This window comes from Epilithonimonas sp., assembly GCF_032054305.1.
Classification (GTDB): Bacteria; Bacteroidota; Bacteroidia; order Flavobacteriales; family Weeksellaceae; genus Epilithonimonas.
Genome location: NZ_DAMBSX010000001.1, coordinates 352,673 through 369,862 on the forward strand (window position 1 = coordinate 352,673; position 17,190 = coordinate 369,862).

The following is a 17,190-nucleotide window of genomic DNA, read 5'->3' on the forward strand; positions in this document are numbered from 1 at the left end:
GACTTTCGGGTTTTTTATTTGAACAAAAATTATTTCTGAAAAAACTATTTTCTGTCTAATTTTACAATGCAAAACTTAAAAACTTGATTTATATTCAACAGATAGTCCGTAATTTTAAAATAATCTTATTTATTTTTTGTTCTTCTACAATATCAGCGCAAGGCGAGATTGAAGTGGATAGTCTTTTGGTGACTGCGTCAGAATCAATTTACAAAGACCCAGAATTATCAGAAAAGATAGCCAAGCTGGTCTATGAAAAAAATACAAGTTCTGATAAAAAGTCAAGAGCATTGTTTCTACTGAGTCAGATTAATTATCTAAAAACCGATTACAAATCATCTCTCTCCAATCTCTACGAGATAGAATCTTTGAATAAAAACTCTTATAAACAAGCCAATTGGAGTGTAAAAATTAATTTTTTCCTTGCCAGAATTTACCGTGATTTACAAATACAGAATTTGACAGAATTACATTTTCAGAAAGCTAACAAAGCATTTACCCAAATCTCCAATCCAGACAAAGAATTATATTCTATTTACAATTATGAAAATGGACTGAGTGAATCTCAAAAGAAGAACTATCAAAAGTCTAACACATTTTTCAAAAACAGTTTAAGCCAATCAGAAACTGATTCTCAGTATCGATATCTTAATTATTTAGGATTAGGAGGCAACTTTGATTTTGAAAAGAAGCAAGATTCGGCAGTATTTTATTTTTCGAAAATCCCTAAAGACAATGAAATCTTATATGCACAAAGTCAATTGGGCTTGGCTGAGATCGCTTTATCAAATTCTGATTGGAAAACAGCTGAACCATTATTATTAAAAGATTATCATTCCGATATTCTTACACAAAAACAACGCTTCAATTTGCTTTCTCAGGAATATCTGAAGTTGGGAAACATTGAACAGCACGAGTTTTATAAAAACAAGACCGATTCTTTGGAACTTAAAATCAACCAGAATCAGGAAGCCGCCAAAAACTTTGTCATCCAGCATATCGAAGAACAGGAAAACAACCATTCGCTTTGGAAAAACCGAGTATTAATAGTCATTGGTTTAATTATTCTATTATTAATTCCGATTGTCTATTATTATTTCAAAACCAAATCCGATTATCAGAAATACCTTTTGGTTCTGAATGAGATCAAACCTGAAAAAGTCTCAACAGCAATCATTCAAAAAGAAAAACAAATTCTAATCCCAGAAAAAGCAGAACAAACTTTGCTCAAAAAATTAGCTAAATTTGAAGAAACGGAAGCTTATCTCAATAGTAAAGTTTCATTAACAACCTTGGCAAAACAATTGGAAACCAACACCAAATATCTTTCCGAGGTTATTAATAACAGTAAAGAAAAAAAATTCAATTCTTACATTAATGATTTAAGAATCAATTACATATTAATGAAATTAAAAACCGACAACAAATACAAAAACTATAAAGTAGCATCTCTTGCAGAAGAATGTGGCTATATTTCGCACAGTACATTTGTAGCGGCTTTTCGCGCTGTGACCGGACTTTCCCCTGCATCTTTCATTAATTTTTTGAAACGTGAAAAAAGTCTATGAAAAAAAATCTGCCTCGATTCTTGAATATTTTCTTTGTTTTCCTAATCTGTTTTGTTTCGGGACAACATCCTGATGCGGCCAAATTAATACGAGAAGGTAATCATCTCATTTTTAAAAATCCAGCTAAGGCAAAAGAGATTGCTAATGACCTTTACAAAACGTCGGGAGAAAGTATTCCTCAAAAAATCAATGCTCTACTCATTTTAGCTCAATCTGATGCGTTGTTGGCGAATTATGATAGCAGCCTACAATATGCCTTGGAAGCAAAAAATCTTTCCGAAACTTTATCCGACGAAAGTTTCAAAATCAGAATCTATGCTTATCTGAGTTATCATTATTACAGACTGAATGTCAACGACAAAGCTTGGAGCTATATCGACAATGCTGAGAAAATATTGAAAACTTATAAACTACCAGATTCATTAGGTTATTTGAAAGGCAATATTTTTTTTACTAAAGCATCAATGTATCAAAAGGAATTGGATTGCACTTATGCCATCAATTATTTCAATGAGGCTATCAAAGCTTATAATGAGTCCATCAAAAATGAATATGCGAACACCAATCTCGGACTCGCTTACAGTCAAAAAGGTTACTGTGAACTGGAGCTAAGCCAATTATCCGAAGCTCAAAACAGTTTTAAACGAGCGATTTCAAATTCTGAAAAAAACCACGACATCAGAAATAATATCTATGCCGTGACAGGTTTGGCAAGAGTTGATGCCTTGAGAGGGAATTTTGCAGAATCTAACAGAGTACTGCTCCAAGAATTACAAAAAACAAAGGAGGGAAATCTGAAGCATCTTCAAAATGACATTTATAAATTCATTGCTTACAATTATCTTAAACTGAAGGACACCAAAAACTATGAATTCTACGACAAGCTTTATAAAAACAGTCAGTCAGAATTTAGCAAAACAGAATCTGGTTCCATCAATCACATCATCAATGATGCTTCCAAAAATAAGGAAGAAGATACGCATCCCAAATATTTAATTGTAGGGATTATTATCATTTTTGTACTTGTAATTTTAATTATTTTCATCATTTTTAGAATCAGAAATATGAAAAAAAGGATGAAAAACACTCAAAGTGATTCTTCCAGTATTAATTAGAAAATTAAATTTAATTAATTAAAAATCAATCAATTAAGTTAATTAAATTTATATCAAATTCTTGAAATATTTCTAAAATCCGTTCATTCTTTCCTTTCAATTGGTAAATGTTGGGGCTAAATTGCAGTGTAATTATAAATTTAACTCTAACTAATTTTTATCAATGAAAAGACTTTTATTATTTGTCCTTACTGTTGTGATGATTTCTGTTCAGGCTCAGAAACAACAAATCTACTTTACAACTTTTCCTCAAGCTAATCCTCCTTCCGGATGGGAAAGAGAAATTCTTTTAGGAGAATACAACTGGTACTATGGCGAAATGGTTTTGCCTGGTTCTACGCTTTTTAGCAAACCTGCTGCGGTTTTTAATGATGACATTACTGGCGAAGAAGGAAATCAAGCAACTCTGACCTCTCCTAGTTGGAATGTAGCTGGTTATGACACTGTTTGGTTGACTTATGAATATGGCCTTAACCGTGCTAACGAAGGCGGAACACTCGCAGTAGAAGTTTTCAACGGTTCATCTTGGCAACAAGTGGCATTTTATGACCAAAATCAAGCGCCAATTACAATTGAACCCATCAATGTTACAGCTTACAAAAACGAATCGTTCAAAGTACGTTTCACTTTTGATGATGAGTACACCTACTCTATGGGCGCTGGGATAACCAATTTCCTGATAGAAGGAACAGCAAGCGTAGCACCTAACTCAGAATGTTGGAATGCGGTTTTACTAAACTGCGGCGCAACTGGTGGAGGTTCAACTGTTAATGCAACTATTAAAGATGAATTGGCACCATTCGGAACTCTTAATCCTAATGGTTCTCACGGGGTTTGGTACAAATATTCTGATATCGGTAATCAGTCTAATGTAACTTTCAGCTTATGTGATACAACTGCAGTTTTTGATAGTAAAATTATTGTTTATCAAGGTGCTTGTGCCGATTTGTTCCCTATTGCGGGCAATGATGATACTTGCGGAACTTTGAGTGAAGTGACTTTCCATAATGATGGAAGTTCAACTTACTACATTCTGGTTTTTGGTGCGGAAGAATCTACAAGTAATTTTTCTTATAAATTCAATTGTCTGAGTAATGCTCCAGCAAATGATGATATCGAAAATGCTATAGATGTCAATCTTTTCGAACAACCTTATACAGACCCAGCAGTATCATTAATAGAAGCTACAGTAGAAGCTGATACAGCAGATTTCTTAGAAACTGGTTGTGATATGAGTGGCGGTTGGTACCCGAATGTATTTTACAAATTCACTGCTGAGAAAAACGGTACAGCTACAGCTACTTTTAAAACACCTAATGAAGGTGGATTCCAACTTATCGCATTCTACAGTGCTCCAAATAAAAATGCCGCTATCAAAGATCTTAGTTTCGTAGTGCAGTCCACTAGTGGATGTAATCAAATGAGCGAAACAAAATCTATCGATATTACAGCTGGGACAACTTATTATGTCGTGATGATGAGTCCTTACACCAATTCTGATATTGTAATTGATTTACAGTACGAAACAATGGCGGTAGATGAAAACAAGCTTTCAAAAACGATAATTGCTCCGAATCCTGTTAAAGATATAGTTAACCTAAATTCAAAATCGACAATAAACAAAGTTGAAGTTTTTGACTTAGCTGGAAAATTAGTTTACAATAATACAATTGGTAAACAACAAACACAACTTAATCTGTCTTTCCTTGCCAAAGGAGCTTATATTATGAAGCTTAAAACAGATAAAAACACAGAAACTTTTAAAATCATCAAAAAGTAAAAATTTCAAATTATTAAGTTTAACCCGAGAGTTTTTTGACTTTCGGGTTTTTATTTTTAAATAAATTTATAAAATATACCAATTGGTATATGATTTATCTATCTTTGCAGTGTCAATTCAAATTTAAAATGTCAAAAGCAGAAAAAACAAGACAGTTCATTATCGAACAAACCGCAGAACTCTTCAACAAGAAAGGTTATGCCGGAACGTCTTTGTCCGACATTACTTCTGCAACGGGATTGACGAAAGGCAGCATCTACGGAAATTTCGAAAATAAAGACGAAGTTGCCAAAGAAGTTTACCGCTACAATGCCAAAAGATTGCAATCCAATTTCATTAATGAACTTAATGATGCGATGACAACCCGCGAAAAGCTTTTTGCCATCGTCGATGTTTATAGAAAAACCTGGGAAACTAATATCTCTCGAGGTGGTTGTCCGCACCTCAACACAGCTGTAGAAGCCGATGACACAATGCCTATTCTTAAATCTGAGGTCAACAAAAATTTTCAAAATTGGGCCAACATGTTTGTCCAAATTCTGGAAAAGGGGAAAATTAAAAACGATATCACAGAATCTGTTGATTCATCACAATATGCCTACCAGTTTATCGCATTGATAGAAGGTGGAATTTTGCTTTCGAAAACAATGAACAATAAAACTCATCTTATCAACACATTACAAAGAATCGAAACAATCATCGATAACGAACTTATCAAATAAATTTTTTTAAACAAAAATATACCGATTGGTATATTTATAAAATAAACACGCTCAATTATGACACGGATTTTTCTCATTATCGTTGTTATCTCGGTCGCAATTATGGAATTGATTGACATCTCCATAGTGAATGTTGCGCTGAATTATATGAGCGGAAATCTCGGCGCAACTATTGAAGACACATCTTGGGTTGTAACGGCCTATGGTATTGCAAATGTAATTGTTATCCCGATGACAAGTTTTCTGGTAAACAATTTGGGAAGACGGAATTATTATATCGGTTCGATTATTTTGTTCACGTTTTGTTCGTTTATGTGTGGCAATTCATCGAATATTTGGGAATTGGTCGGGTTTCGATTTTTCCAGGGAATTGGTGGAGGTGCTTTGCTTTCGGTTTCTGCAATGGTTGTTTACGAATGTTTTCCAAAAGAGAAACAAAATGTGGCAAGTGCATTGTTCGGAATTGGGGTTTTCATTGGTCCGACAATAGGCCCGACTTTGGGCGGATTTATTACTGACAATTATTCCTGGCCCTGGATTTTTTACATTAATATTCCGATTGGGATTATTACAACAATTCTGTGTTTGCGATTGCTCCCAGAATCCCCTTTTAGGCAAAAAGTTAAACAAATTGATTATCTCGGTATTTTGCTCCTGATTATCGGCATAGGTTCTCTACAGACCGTTTTGGAAAGGGGAGAAACAGAAGATTGGTTTGCTACAAATTACATTGTTTTCCTTTCGATTTCTGCAGTTTTGGCACTACTTCTTTTCGTTTGGCGAGAACTTGTTACGCCACATCCCGTTGTGAAATTATCGATAATGAAAAATCCATCGCTGAGCATTTCTGCAATTTTGACCTTCATCACAGGCGTTGGAATGTTTACTTCAATCTACCTGACACCAGTGTTGTCTCAGCGGCTTTTGGGATTTTCTCCTGCACAAGCCGGGTTGCTGCTTTTGCCGGGTTCTATTGTTGCAATTTTCGCGCTGATAATCACAAGAAAATTATTACAAAATGGCGTTTCTCCTGCACTCATTGTTTTACTTGGATTTTGCAGTTTCATCTATTTTAATTTTGCGATGTCTCGGGTGACTTTAGAAGTTTCATTTGGGACAATTTCCTGCAATTTGATTTTCCGGGCAATCGGGATGGCACTGCTCACAGTTCCGCTTTCTACACTGGCGATTTCTTCTTTGTCTTCGCAAGATATGCCACAGGGAACAGCCATTAATAATATGATGAGACAACTTGGAGGCTCTTTCGGAATTTCTATTATCAACACGTATGTCACCAGAAGAACTGCAGAACACAGGATGATTCTGGTTTCTCATATCACAGCCGACAATCCTACAGCAATGGAACGATTACAAAAATACACGTCCTTGTTTTTGAGCAAAGGTTATTCAGTTTCCGATGCTTCACAAAAGGCTTTGGCATTGATAGAAAAAAACATTGTGAAACAATCGCTTTTTACGAGTTATCTGGACGCATATCTTTTCATAGGAATTGGCTTTGTTTCGGTTTTGCCGCTGCTTTTTTTCTTCATTCGGAAGAATAAAAACAAAACGATAATCATTGCTGCATCTGACCATTAAAAAAAATCATCATCAATAGAAAAAATACCACAATTGGTATTACAATTAATAAATATTTTAAAAAAATGTCAAAAACAATTTTAATTACAGGCGCTTCCAGAGGTTTTGGAAGATTATGGGCAGAAGCCTTTTTGAAACGTGGCGATAAAGTCATTGCTACTGCAAGAAACATTGAAACGTTAGATGATTTGTTGGAAAAGTATGGGAATTCAGTTTTCCCGGTCCAGCTGGATGTCAACAATCGTGAAGCTTGTTTTGATTCGGTAAAAAAAGCCTTCGACCATTTTGGGGCAATCGATGTATTGATTAATAATGCGGGTTACGGATTGTTCGGCGCAGTTGAAGAAACTTCCGAAGAAGAAGCGAGAGCTCAAATGGAAACCAACTTCTTTGGAACTCTGTGGATGACACAAGCCGTTCTGCCGATTATGAGAGAACAAAAAAGCGGTCATATTATACAAGTGTCGAGTTATCTGGGCTTAGTGACTTTGCCGGTTTTAGGATTGTATAATGCTTCTAAATTTGCCGTAGAAGGATTCAGCGAAACCCTTGCAACAGAAGTAAAGGACTTTGGTATCAATGTATCGCTCGTGGAGCCGAATGGTTTTGCTACGGACTGGGCTGGAGCTTCCGCTTTTCAGACAAAATCAATTGAGGCTTACAACCCTGTGAAAGAAGCGTTTCAAAAAATGGCAACGCCCGATATTTTCGGAAATCCCGAAGCTACAGCAGGCGCAATTATCAAATTGGTAGATTCAGAAAATCCACCACTTCGATTGTTATTGGGAAAAATCGCTTATCCTTCTGTTAAAAGTGCTTACGAAGAAAGACTGGCCAATTTTGAAGAATGGAAAGAAGTTTCCGAAGAAGCACACGGATAAATTAATGTCAACAAAATCATCAATAATTAATCAAAAATCATCATTATGAAAACAACCAACAATACAGTATTGATTACCGGCGGTTCAGCCGGAATCGGATTAGAAATAGCAAAATTATTGTCCGAAAATGGCAACAAAGTTATCATCACAGGCAGAAATGAAGCACGTTTACAACAAGCCGCTTCACAATTGAAAAATGCCAGCACTATCGTTTCGGACGTCAGCAATGCAGAAGATGTAGACAATCTAGTCAGCCAAATCAAAACCGAATTTCCAGAATTGAATATGGTCATCAACAACGCCGGTCGCGCGCTAGTTTACGACATCACACAAGAAAACGCCAACGCCTTCGAAAAAGCAGAAGACGAAATGTTGACCAACTATCTCTCCATCATCCGTCTCAACGAAAAATTGCTTCCGATTCTGAAAACCAATGACCAGCCAACCATCGTGAACGTATCGTCCGTCGTGGCCTTCGTTCCGGGCGCTTTGGCGACCTATTCTGCGAGCAAAGCAGCCTTGCATTCTTATACAAGATATCTGCGTTTGGTTTTGAAAGATGCCAACGTGAATGTCTTTGAATTGATGCCACCTTTGGTCAACACTGAGTTTTCTGCGCCAATTGGTGGCGAAAATGGCGTTCCCGCTTCCTTCGTTGCCGAGCAGTTGTTGGGAGGTTTGGAGCAAGACAATTACGAAATCCGCGTTGGACAGACGGAAGATATCTACAGATTATACCTTTCTTCACCAGAAAATGCATTGCTGGCGATGAACCAGAGCAGAACGCAGGAAGTTGGCGAGTAAATAATTTTAATAATTGGGGCAGCTATTTCCGCCTGTAATTTATCCTGAGCTTGTCGAAGGGCATCCAATCTTTTTTGCAAGACTATTTCAGATTAAATAGAACCTGAAGTACACGCAAAAAAGGATTTCCGTTCAAGTCGGGCTGCAGGTTTCGGCATCAAAACAAGAGTCCACATTATTAGAACCTTTTCCATCTTTACTAATCAATAAAATAAAAAATTATGATACAGAATCTGCCAACATACATCGTCATCATCTTTATACTGACAACAGTTGTGACTTTGCTTTTGTTCTTTGGAATAATCAGAAACTCCGATTCAGAGAAGATGAGGAAGAAATCAAAACCAATTCTGATTGGCTTAATCATCTGGCTGATGGCACAAATGGTTTTGACATTGAATCATATTTACAGCGAGAATTTGTCCGCATTTCCGCCAAAGCTGTTCATTTTCGGGATTCTGCCACCACTTTTATTGATTATTTTATTATTTTTAACAAAAAGAGGAAGAGAATTTATAGACAGCTTGCCAATTAAAAATATCGCGTATCTTAATACTATCAGAATCCCTGTGGAGTTGGTTTTGTATTGGCTTTTCATCCAGAAAGCAATTCCTGAACTGATGACATTCGAAGGCAGAAATTTTGATATTTTATCAGGAATCTCAGCACCAATTGTGGCTTATTTGGTCTTCACAAAAAGGACATTAAACCACAATTTTCTATTGATTTGGAACTTTATCTGCCTTGGGCTTTTAGTTAATATTGTGACCAGCGCATTACTTTCCGCACCATTTCCGATTCAGAAATTGGCTTTTGAGCAACCAAACATTGCTATATTGCATTTTCCTTTCAGCTGGTTGCCGACCTTCGTGGTTCCGGTAGTGCTGTTTGGACATTTGGTTTCCATTAGGCAATTAATTATAAAAAAAATTTAAATTATGGATAGATTAGCACATTTGCAATCATTAATAGGACAAGAATTCAAGGATTCACCTTCGCCATTTATGCGCTGGCTGAAACCGATTGTCGTCTCTGCAGAAAAAGGACATCTGGAATTCCAGTACACCATTCGGCCGGAATGGCTGAACCCAATAGGGAATCTTCACGGTGGTGTAACAGCTGCCATTATTGATGACGTTTTGGGTGCAACGATGTTTTCTTTGGACGAACCAACTTTTTATACCACCATCAACAATGTCATCGATTATTTCTCAATCGGTAAAGAAGGCGAAAATATCATTGCTGAAACACATATCACAAAATTGGGAAAACAATTCATCAACGCCACTTGTGAAATCTGGAACGCCGATAAGTCCAAGCTGATTGCAAAAGGCACATCCAACTTATTCAAAACACAAATTACAAGATAATGAAACGAGTCGTAATCACAGGAATGGGAGCCGTAACTCCTTTAGGAAACGATGTTAAAACTTTCTGGAATAACATTCTGAAAGGCGAAAGCGGTGCTGACAACATCACACATTTCGATGCTGAGAAATTCAAAGTTCAATTTGCCGCTGAGGTCAAAGACTTCAAGCCGGAAAAATATCTGGACAGAAACGAAATCAAACGAAGTGACCTTTTCACACAATATGCCATTTATGCAGCTGCCCAGGCAATGGAAGATTCCGGATTGAATTTTAAAGACTTCGACCCATTCGACATTGGCGTCATCTGGGGAACAGGACAAGGCGGAATGGAAACTTTCGAAAACGAAGTCACAGACTATGTTTCAGGAGACGGAACACCAAGATTCAGCCCGTTTTTTGTTCCGAAACTCATTGCCAATATGGCTTCGGGAATGATTTCGATGAAATATGGTTTACGAGGAATCAATTATACCACCGTTTCTGCTTGCGCCACAGCGAACACCGCGTTTATGGATGCTTTCAATTATGTCCGTTGGGGAAAAGCAAAAGTCATCGTCAGCGGAGGTTCCGAAGCTCCGATTACGCCAGCATCAGTGGGCGGTTTTTCATCAATGAAAGCAATGTCCACCAGAAACGATAATCCCAAAATCGCCAGCCGACCTTATGATGTGGAACGTGACGGTTTTATAATGGGCGAAGGTGCTGGCGCACTGATTTTGGAAGAATACGAACACGCCAAAGCCAGAGGTGCCAAAATCTACGCAGAACTGATTGGCGCAGCGATGACCGCCGATGCGTATCATATGACCGCCCCACATCCGGAAGGAATTGGCGCTGCAAAATCTATGGAATTGGCTTTACAAGACGCAGAAATTCTACCAGAACAAGTCGATTATCTGAATCCACACGCCACTTCTACTCCATTGGGAGATTTGGCCGAACTAAACGCCATCACGAAAGTTTTCAAAGGAAGCCCCAATCTTGACATCAGTGCAACCAAATCGATGACCGGACATTTGCTGGGTGCTGCTGGCGCAGTAGAAGCGATTATTTGCATCAAAGCGATTCAGGAGAATGTAATTCCGGCAACCATCAATGTTTCAAAACTCGATGAGAATATTCCTGACGGCATTAATATTATTACTGAAAACAAAGAAAAACCTATCAACATTGCGATGAGTAATGCTTTTGGTTTTGGCGGTCATAACTCGACGGTTATTTTTAGGAAGATTTAAAATTAAGAAAAACACTTCGACTCCGCTCAGTGTGACATTTCTAATACTAAATTCTCTAATTTTGGCAATGTCAGTCTGAGGCTCTCGAAGACATAAAAAATAGAAAAGGCTTAGTTTTTACTAAGCCTTTATTATATGTTGAAATTGTAATTATTTCTGTGTGTGATTGATATCGTTTCTGTGTTCCATAATCTCAAGATTAGAATCTACAAAGTAAGCACTTCCAAATCCGTTCACATAAGCACCTTTTACAGGATGAAGAGCAATTAGAATAAAGTCGGTCATTTCATTCAAAACATCTACGATTTTTCCGTGTCTTTCTTTTAGTTTTCCAACGATATTGTTCCAATCATCAGAATCTCTTTCTATTTGAGAAGTTGAAACCTCAACCGTCAATCTTTCTCTTGCATAGACTTGTTTTGTAGCAGACTCGTCCTCGATGAACATTGCAGAAACTTTTCTACCTTCAGCAAGATTTTTGGTGTGCTTCGCCATAAAAGAAACCAAAATATAGAATTTGTTATTGATTTCTACAAATGGTGCATAACTAGCGTTCGGCGTTCCTTCTGCATCTACAGTAGCCAAAGTCACACTTAGTATTCTAGCAATTAATTCTTTTACTTTTGGAGCAACCGGTTTGGCTTGTCTCTTTGCTTCTTCTGTATGTTCACTCATGATATATTTTTTTAGATGTTACAAAAATAGTTATTTAGATTTAAACTAAATAAATTTTAATGATGTAAATTGTCATAAATCGCACACAATTTATGGTTTTTGTTTTTTAATTATATGTTGTATTTTTGCACTTTGATTTAAACATATCATAATTATAAATATGAGTACAACAACACAATACGTTCCTTACAAAGTGAAGGACATCTCCTTAGCAGAATGGGGAAGAAAAGAAATTACTTTGGCTGAAGCTGAAATGCCAGGTTTGATGGCAATCCGTGAAGAGTATGGACCATCTCAACCTCTTAAAGGAGCAAGAATTGCAGGATGTCTTCACATGACCATCCAAACTGCAGTTTTAATTGAAACCTTGGTAGCTTTAGGTGCTGAAGTGACTTGGTCTTCTTGTAATATTTTCTCTACTCAGGACCACGCTGCTGCTGCAATTGCTGCTGCCGGAATCCCTGTTTATGCTTGGAAAGGTCTTAACGAAGAAGAATTCGATTGGTGTATCGAGCAGACTCTTTTCTTTGGAGAAGACAGAAAACCATTGAATATGATTCTGGATGACGGTGGAGATTTGACCAATATGGTTTTTGATAAATATCCAGAATTTACAAAAGATATTAAAGGACTTTCTGAAGAAACCACCACTGGTGTTCACAGATTGTACGAAAGAATGAAGAACGGAACTTTGGTAATGCCAGCAATCAATGTCAATGATTCTGTAACTAAGTCTAAATTCGATAACAAATACGGTTGTAAAGAATCTGCAGTAGATGCGGTAAGAAGAGCAACTGACGTAATGTTGGCTGGAAAAAGAGTTGTAGTTTGCGGATACGGCGACGTAGGAAAAGGAACTGCAGCATCTTTCAGAGGAGCTGGTTCTATCGTTACTGTAACTGAAATTGACCCAATTTGCGCGCTCCAAGCAGCAATGGACGGTTACGAAGTGAAAAGATTAGACACTGTTGTTGATAACGCAGACATCGTAATCACGACTACAGGTAACTTCAACATCGTAAGAAAAGAACATTTCTTAAAATTAAAAGATAAAGCGATCGTTTGTAATATCGGTCACTTCGATAACGAGATCGATATGGCTTGGCTGAACGAAAACTATGGTCACACAAAATCAGAAGTTAAACCTCAGGTTGATATCTACACCATCGAAGGTAAAGAAGTTATTATTCTTGCTGAAGGTCGTTTGGTAAACCTTGGTTGCGCAACTGGTCACCCATCTTTTGTGATGTCTAACTCTTTCTCTAACCAGACTTTAGCTCAAATCGAACTTTGGACAAATTCTGCAGCTTACGGAAACGAAGTTTATATGCTTCCTAAGCACTTAGATGAGAAAGTAGCAGCTTTACATCTTAAGAAACTAAGCGTAGAGCTGGAAACGCTTTCTCCGGAACAGGCTGAATACATCGGTGTTTCTGTTGAAGGACCTTTCAAACCTGAGTATTACAGATACTAAATAACGGAAGTCAGAAGTCGGCTGATGGACGAGGAAGATATAATAATATGAACGCTTCAGATTTTCTGGAGCGTTTTTGTTTATATTTACAACATTTTAAAAACTAATTATTATGAAAATCAAATTGATTTTTTTATTGATTTTATTTTGTGCTTTTTCTTTTGCACAGAATGAGTTTATCACTTTGTGGAAACCAAGCAATGGGTCAAATGACCATAATACACCTATTAGTACAGATACACAGATCTATTTTCCTGGTATTGGAACTAACTACAATATATATTGGGAAGAAGTTGGAAATGCATCTCATAATGGAAACTTAACCAATGTAAACTCATCAATCTACAATCCTTTATTGATAGATTTCGGAGTTGGTGCAAGTTCTGATGCACAATATATTTTAAAAGTAACCAATGGTAATTGTACTTTTTCAAGCATCGAAAGTGATAGAGGCGACTATGAAAAAATTTTAGAAATACGCCAATGGGGAAACATTAAATGGACAACGATGAAGTATGCATTTATGTTTTGTTTAAATTTGGATGTTTCTGCTACAGACATACCAGATTTAGCAGCTGTAACGGATGCCTCATTTATGTTTTCAACATGCCAAAAACTAAAAGGAAATCCAAATTTTGCATCATGGGATACTTCTACGCTTACAAATATATTCGCAATGTTCTATTACTGCGGAAATTTTAACCAAAATATTGGTAATTGGAACACCGCCAAGGTTACGGATATGACAGCAATGTTTAATAACGCAACCAATTTTAATCAAAATATTGGTAGTTGGGACACTGGTAATGTTACAAGCATGTATCTTATGTTTGCAGAAGCTACATTCTTTAATCAAAATATTGGTAATTGGAACACCGCCAAAGTAACGAATATGAGTTATATGTTTGCACAGGCGAAAAACTTCAATCAAGACATAGGAAATTGGGATACCTCGAGCCTCAAAAATACATCTGGAATGTTTCACAATGCCGTCAGTTTTAATCAGGACATCGGAAACTGGAATACTTCTAATATTACCAATATGAATTGGATGTTTTATCTTGCCTCTAACTTCAATCACGACATAGGACGTTGGGACACATCTAATGTTACTGACATGGGGAGTATGTTTGTTGCTGCAAAAAAATTTAATCAAAACATAGGCAATTGGGACACTTCAAAAGTTGAGAATATGAATGTTATGTTTGCTTTAGCAACTTCTTTTAATCAGGATTTGGGAAATTGGAATCTAAAAAATCTAAAAGGAATTACTAATATGTTTTACAATTCAAATTTATCTTGTATAAATTATGACAAAATATTAATCGGCTGGGCAAACAATATCGAAACTCCAAATAATTTACAATTTACAGATAATTTTAATACAATTTATTCATCTCAAGAAGCAGTTAACGCCAGAAACTATCTCATCAATACAAAAGGCTGGACAATCACAGGAGATAGTTACAATCCAAATTGCGCTCTTGCAATAAATGAACTCCAAACCAAAAAGATACAAGTCTATCCAAACCCCGCAAAAAACTTCATTTTAATTGATAATCTTAAAGACAATGTAGAATTCGAAATCTATGACATCCAAGGAAAATTGGTAAAAAAAGAGAAATATAAAAACTCTCAAATCTCACTTAAAAATCTAACCAAAGGTGTTTACATCATTAAGATTCCATCAGAGAATTATTCACAAAAAATAATTTTAGAATAACCTGAAATAAATAATTTTGAAACTCTTCTCAGATTTGAGAAGAGTTTTTTATTATAATCATTGCTTCAATCTTTCAAAAAAATTTGACCATAAGTCTTGAACTTAGAAAAAACAAAAGTGATGATTAGTGCTACAAAACATCCGATACAAACGCAAATCACACGCTCAATAGGAATCAGCCAGTCATGCGCCTGATTTTCCTCGATCAAAACAATAACCATTGCGGCTAAAGCCGAACGAAGCGTATTATCAAGCTTCAAAGCAATTCCTACAAGAATCGTCAAGGCGACACCGATACAAATCAATAAAATATTGGGAATCGGAATCAGAAATAAAACCATTCCTATAGAGGCACCTAAAAGATTGGATTTAATTCTGTCATAAGCCAGTTTATTACTATTATCTGGTGAGAAGACAATCACAACAGAAATCAAAGCCCAGTAAACAGGATATTGAGGAAGAAAAATATAAAACAGATAACAGATTGCTGCGCCAATCACGCATTTTATCAAGTAGATCCATTCTGAAATAGAAACTCTTAATCTTAAAAATCTGGAAAATCGCTGTATAAAATTCGACATCAATAATTTTGCTAGAAACCGAGTTTCAAAATTATAAAACATATAATGAATCTAAGATTCCTGAAACATTATTTATGTCATAAAGATTTCATTTTCCTTTCATAATTAGTAAATTGCCACATCAAAAAATTTCAAAAAAATGGAATATTCACAACTGGAACCAAAAGTGATCTGGAAAAATTTCGCAGCACTAAATTCGGTTCCGAGGCCATCAAAAAAAGAAGAAAAAGTTATACAATTCATAAAAGAATTCGGGGAGAATCTGGGATTGCCAACAACGGTTGACGAAGTTGGAAATGTTATCATCACAAAACCCGCAACTCCTGGAATGGAAAACAGAACGCCAATCGTCATGCAATCTCACCTGGATATGGTTTGCCAAAAAAACAATGATGTAGATTTTGACTTCGAAACTCAAGGAATCCAAATGTATGTGGACGGCGATTGGGTAAGAGCAAAGGGAACAACTTTGGGCGCTGACAACGGTTTAGGTGTTGCAACAATTATGTCAATCTTAGAAAGTAATGACATTGCACATCCAGAATTGGAAGCACTTTTCACGATTGATGAAGAAACAGGAATGACTGGTGCTTTAGCTTTGAAACCCGGACAATTGAAAGGTCAAATTCTTCTTAATCTTGACACCGAAGAAGATGACGAAATCGATATCGGTTGTGCTGGTGGTGTGGACGTAACGGCTTCTGCACAATTTAATCTGAAAGACACAAAAGGTGAAACTTTCAGAATTGAGATCAAAGGTTTGCAAGGCGGACACTCTGGAATGGATATTCACAAAGGTTTCGGAAACTCGAATAAATTATTGGGAAGATTTTTATTCTTAGGACTGGAAAATCAAATTCAGTTAATTTCTATTGACGGGGGAAGTTTGAGAAATGCGATTCCGAGAGAAGCAAAAGCAATTTTTGCAGTTAATCGTTCAGAAGAGTTTGCTTCAAAAACTGAGCAATTGAAATCTGAAATTCTGGAAGAATTTGCTTCCTTAGAAAAAGACCTGGTTATCAATATCGAAAAATTAGATTCATCAGAAAAAGCTATTTCAGTAGATGATTCGAAGAAAATAATCTTTGCAATCAACGCAGCACATAATGGTGTTTTCCGAATGAGTCCGGATGTTGAAGGTTTGGTAGAAGCTTCCAACAACGTCGCAAGAATCGAACTGAAAAATGGAGAAATCAAGATTCTAAATCTGACACGTTCTTCCGTAGAATCGACAAAATGGGAAGTTGCCAATCAATTGAAATCAGCTTTTGAAAGTAATTCTTTGAAAACGGAATTTGGAGGTTCATATCCAGGCTGGAAACCAAAACCAGAAGCGGAGATCATCAAAGTAATGACTGAACTTTATGAAAATAATTTTGGAGAAAAACCTTTGGTAGTTGCTTGTCACGCAGGATTAGAATGTGGAATCATCGGTGCCAATTATCCAAAAATGGAAATGGTAAGTTTCGGACCGACAATCAAAGGCGCACACTCACCAGATGAAAGAGCGAATATACTATCCGTTCAAAAATTTTGGACGTACACAAAAGATATTTTAAAGAATGTTCCAATTAAGAAGTAATTATTCGATCAATAAAATCCAGCTCAGATTGCTGGATTTTTTATTTATAATTAATTTCGTTAAAATTTTACCATTATCACT

The 17,190-nt window shown here is 36.3% G+C and carries 15 protein-coding genes; 13 read left to right on the plus strand and 2 right to left on the minus strand.

Going from position 1 to position 17,190, the window contains the following annotated elements; genetic code table 11:
* Positions 1 to 173 precede the first annotated feature (173 nt).
* The 10 genes from RTX21_RS01675 to fabF all read left to right on the plus strand — a co-directional run bounded on the left by RTX21_RS01675 (position 174) and on the right by fabF (position 11,074).
* Positions 174 to 1,568, plus strand: a complete 1,395-nt coding sequence (locus RTX21_RS01675; RefSeq protein ID WP_312764980.1) for an AraC family transcriptional regulator — start codon at positions 174 to 176, stop codon at positions 1,566 to 1,568.
* On the plus strand, positions 1,565 to 2,683 hold the full coding sequence (locus tag RTX21_RS01680) for a hypothetical protein (protein ID WP_312764982.1): 1,119 nt from the start codon (positions 1,565 to 1,567) through the stop codon (positions 2,681 to 2,683). Before RTX21_RS01675 ends, RTX21_RS01680 begins: the two co-directional genes overlap by 4 nt.
* A 163-nt stretch (positions 2,684 to 2,846) precedes the next feature.
* Positions 2,847 to 4,463 carry a T9SS type A sorting domain-containing protein gene (locus RTX21_RS01685; protein WP_312764984.1) on the plus strand — a complete coding sequence of 539 codons (1,617 nt, stop codon included), beginning with the start codon at positions 2,847 to 2,849 and terminating at the stop codon, positions 4,461 to 4,463.
* A gap of 128 nt (positions 4,464 to 4,591) precedes the next feature.
* The gene (locus RTX21_RS01690) at positions 4,592 to 5,185 is read left to right on the plus strand and encodes a TetR/AcrR family transcriptional regulator (protein ID WP_312764986.1); all 594 of its coding nucleotides are present in this window, start codon (positions 4,592 to 4,594) and stop codon (positions 5,183 to 5,185) included.
* Positions 5,186 to 5,242: 57 nt separating this feature from the next.
* Positions 5,243 to 6,784: a DHA2 family efflux MFS transporter permease subunit gene (locus tag RTX21_RS01695; protein WP_312764988.1), complete on the plus strand. Its 1,542-nt coding sequence runs from the start codon at positions 5,243 to 5,245 to the stop codon at positions 6,782 to 6,784.
* Between the two features lie 65 nt (positions 6,785 to 6,849).
* Positions 6,850 to 7,665: an oxidoreductase gene (locus RTX21_RS01700; RefSeq protein ID WP_312764990.1), complete on the plus strand. Its 816-nt coding sequence runs from the start codon at positions 6,850 to 6,852 to the stop codon at positions 7,663 to 7,665.
* 45 nt (positions 7,666 to 7,710) lie between these two features.
* Positions 7,711 to 8,469, plus strand: a complete 759-nt coding sequence (locus RTX21_RS01705; RefSeq protein ID WP_312764992.1) for an SDR family NAD(P)-dependent oxidoreductase — start codon at positions 7,711 to 7,713, stop codon at positions 8,467 to 8,469.
* A 221-nt stretch (positions 8,470 to 8,690) separates the two neighbouring features.
* Positions 8,691 to 9,404, plus strand: coding sequence for a hypothetical protein (locus RTX21_RS01710; RefSeq protein ID WP_312764993.1), 714 nt, complete (start codon positions 8,691 to 8,693; stop codon positions 9,402 to 9,404).
* Between the two features lie 3 nt (positions 9,405 to 9,407).
* On the plus strand, positions 9,408 to 9,839 hold the full coding sequence (locus tag RTX21_RS01715; RefSeq protein WP_312764994.1) for a PaaI family thioesterase: 432 nt from the start codon (positions 9,408 to 9,410) through the stop codon (positions 9,837 to 9,839).
* On the plus strand, positions 9,839 to 11,074 hold the full coding sequence (fabF, locus tag RTX21_RS01720) for a beta-ketoacyl-ACP synthase II (RefSeq protein ID WP_312764995.1): 1,236 nt from the start codon (positions 9,839 to 9,841) through the stop codon (positions 11,072 to 11,074). The genes RTX21_RS01715 and fabF overlap by 1 nt, the downstream gene beginning before the upstream one ends.
* A gap of 150 nt (positions 11,075 to 11,224) precedes the next feature.
* Here fabF and RTX21_RS01725 read toward each other — a convergent pair whose 3' ends face one another.
* Complete coding sequence (locus RTX21_RS01725; RefSeq protein ID WP_312764996.1) at positions 11,225 to 11,749, minus strand: pyridoxamine 5'-phosphate oxidase family protein; 525 nt, start codon at positions 11,747 to 11,749, stop codon at positions 11,225 to 11,227.
* A 160-nt stretch (positions 11,750 to 11,909) separates the two neighbouring features.
* Here RTX21_RS01725 and ahcY point away from each other — a divergent pair, with 160 nt between their 5' ends.
* Both ahcY and RTX21_RS01735 read left to right on the plus strand, forming a co-directional pair.
* Entirely contained in the window at positions 11,910 to 13,223 is a 1,314-nt protein-coding gene (gene ahcY, locus RTX21_RS01730; protein WP_312764997.1) for an adenosylhomocysteinase, read from the plus strand.
* 112 nt (positions 13,224 to 13,335) lie between these two features.
* Positions 13,336 to 14,946 (plus strand): BspA family leucine-rich repeat surface protein, encoded by a 1,611-nt coding sequence (locus tag RTX21_RS01735; RefSeq protein WP_312764998.1) that lies wholly within the window; start codon positions 13,336 to 13,338, stop codon positions 14,944 to 14,946.
* A gap of 65 nt (positions 14,947 to 15,011) precedes the next feature.
* On the opposite strand, the gene RTX21_RS01740 is transcribed toward RTX21_RS01735, so the two are convergent.
* Positions 15,012 to 15,527 carry an FUSC family protein gene (locus RTX21_RS01740; RefSeq protein ID WP_312764999.1) on the minus strand — a complete coding sequence of 172 codons (516 nt, stop codon included), beginning with the start codon at positions 15,525 to 15,527 and terminating at the stop codon, positions 15,012 to 15,014.
* A 139-nt stretch (positions 15,528 to 15,666) separates the two neighbouring features.
* Between RTX21_RS01740 and RTX21_RS01745 the strand changes: the two genes are divergently transcribed.
* A complete protein-coding gene (locus tag RTX21_RS01745) occupies positions 15,667 to 17,109 on the plus strand; it encodes an aminoacyl-histidine dipeptidase (protein WP_312765000.1) in 1,443 nt (480 codons plus the stop codon).
* Positions 17,110 to 17,190: the final 81 nt, after the last annotated feature.

What these genes read in the sequence shown, in the direction of transcription:
- RTX21_RS01705 (WP_312764992.1), top strand. Translation starts at nt 7,711, where the DNA reads ATGAAAACAACCAACAATACAGTATTGATTACCGGCGGTTCAGCCGGA.
- ahcY (WP_312764997.1), top strand. Translation starts at nt 11,910, where the DNA reads ATGAGTACAACAACACAATACGTTCCTTACAAAGTGAAGGACATCTCC.
- RTX21_RS01710 (WP_312764993.1), top strand. Translation starts at nt 8,691, where the DNA reads ATGATACAGAATCTGCCAACATACATCGTCATCATCTTTATACTGACA.
- RTX21_RS01685 (WP_312764984.1), top strand. Translation starts at nt 2,847, where the DNA reads ATGAAAAGACTTTTATTATTTGTCCTTACTGTTGTGATGATTTCTGTT.
- RTX21_RS01680 (WP_312764982.1), top strand. Translation starts at nt 1,565, where the DNA reads ATGAAAAAAAATCTGCCTCGATTCTTGAATATTTTCTTTGTTTTCCTA.
- RTX21_RS01715 (WP_312764994.1), top strand. Translation starts at nt 9,408, where the DNA reads ATGGATAGATTAGCACATTTGCAATCATTAATAGGACAAGAATTCAAG.
- RTX21_RS01695 (WP_312764988.1), top strand. Translation starts at nt 5,243, where the DNA reads ATGACACGGATTTTTCTCATTATCGTTGTTATCTCGGTCGCAATTATG.
- fabF (WP_312764995.1), top strand. Translation starts at nt 9,839, where the DNA reads ATGAAACGAGTCGTAATCACAGGAATGGGAGCCGTAACTCCTTTAGGA.
- RTX21_RS01690 (WP_312764986.1), top strand. Translation starts at nt 4,592, where the DNA reads ATGTCAAAAGCAGAAAAAACAAGACAGTTCATTATCGAACAAACCGCA.
- RTX21_RS01745 (WP_312765000.1), top strand. Translation starts at nt 15,667, where the DNA reads ATGGAATATTCACAACTGGAACCAAAAGTGATCTGGAAAAATTTCGCA.
- RTX21_RS01735 (WP_312764998.1), top strand. Translation starts at nt 13,336, where the DNA reads ATGAAAATCAAATTGATTTTTTTATTGATTTTATTTTGTGCTTTTTCT.
- RTX21_RS01725 (WP_312764996.1), bottom strand. Translation starts at nt 11,749, where the DNA reads ATGAGTGAACATACAGAAGAAGCAAAGAGACAAGCCAAACCGGTTGCT.
- RTX21_RS01740 (WP_312764999.1), bottom strand. Translation starts at nt 15,527, where the DNA reads ATGTCGAATTTTATACAGCGATTTTCCAGATTTTTAAGATTAAGAGTT.
- RTX21_RS01700 (WP_312764990.1), top strand. Translation starts at nt 6,850, where the DNA reads ATGTCAAAAACAATTTTAATTACAGGCGCTTCCAGAGGTTTTGGAAGA.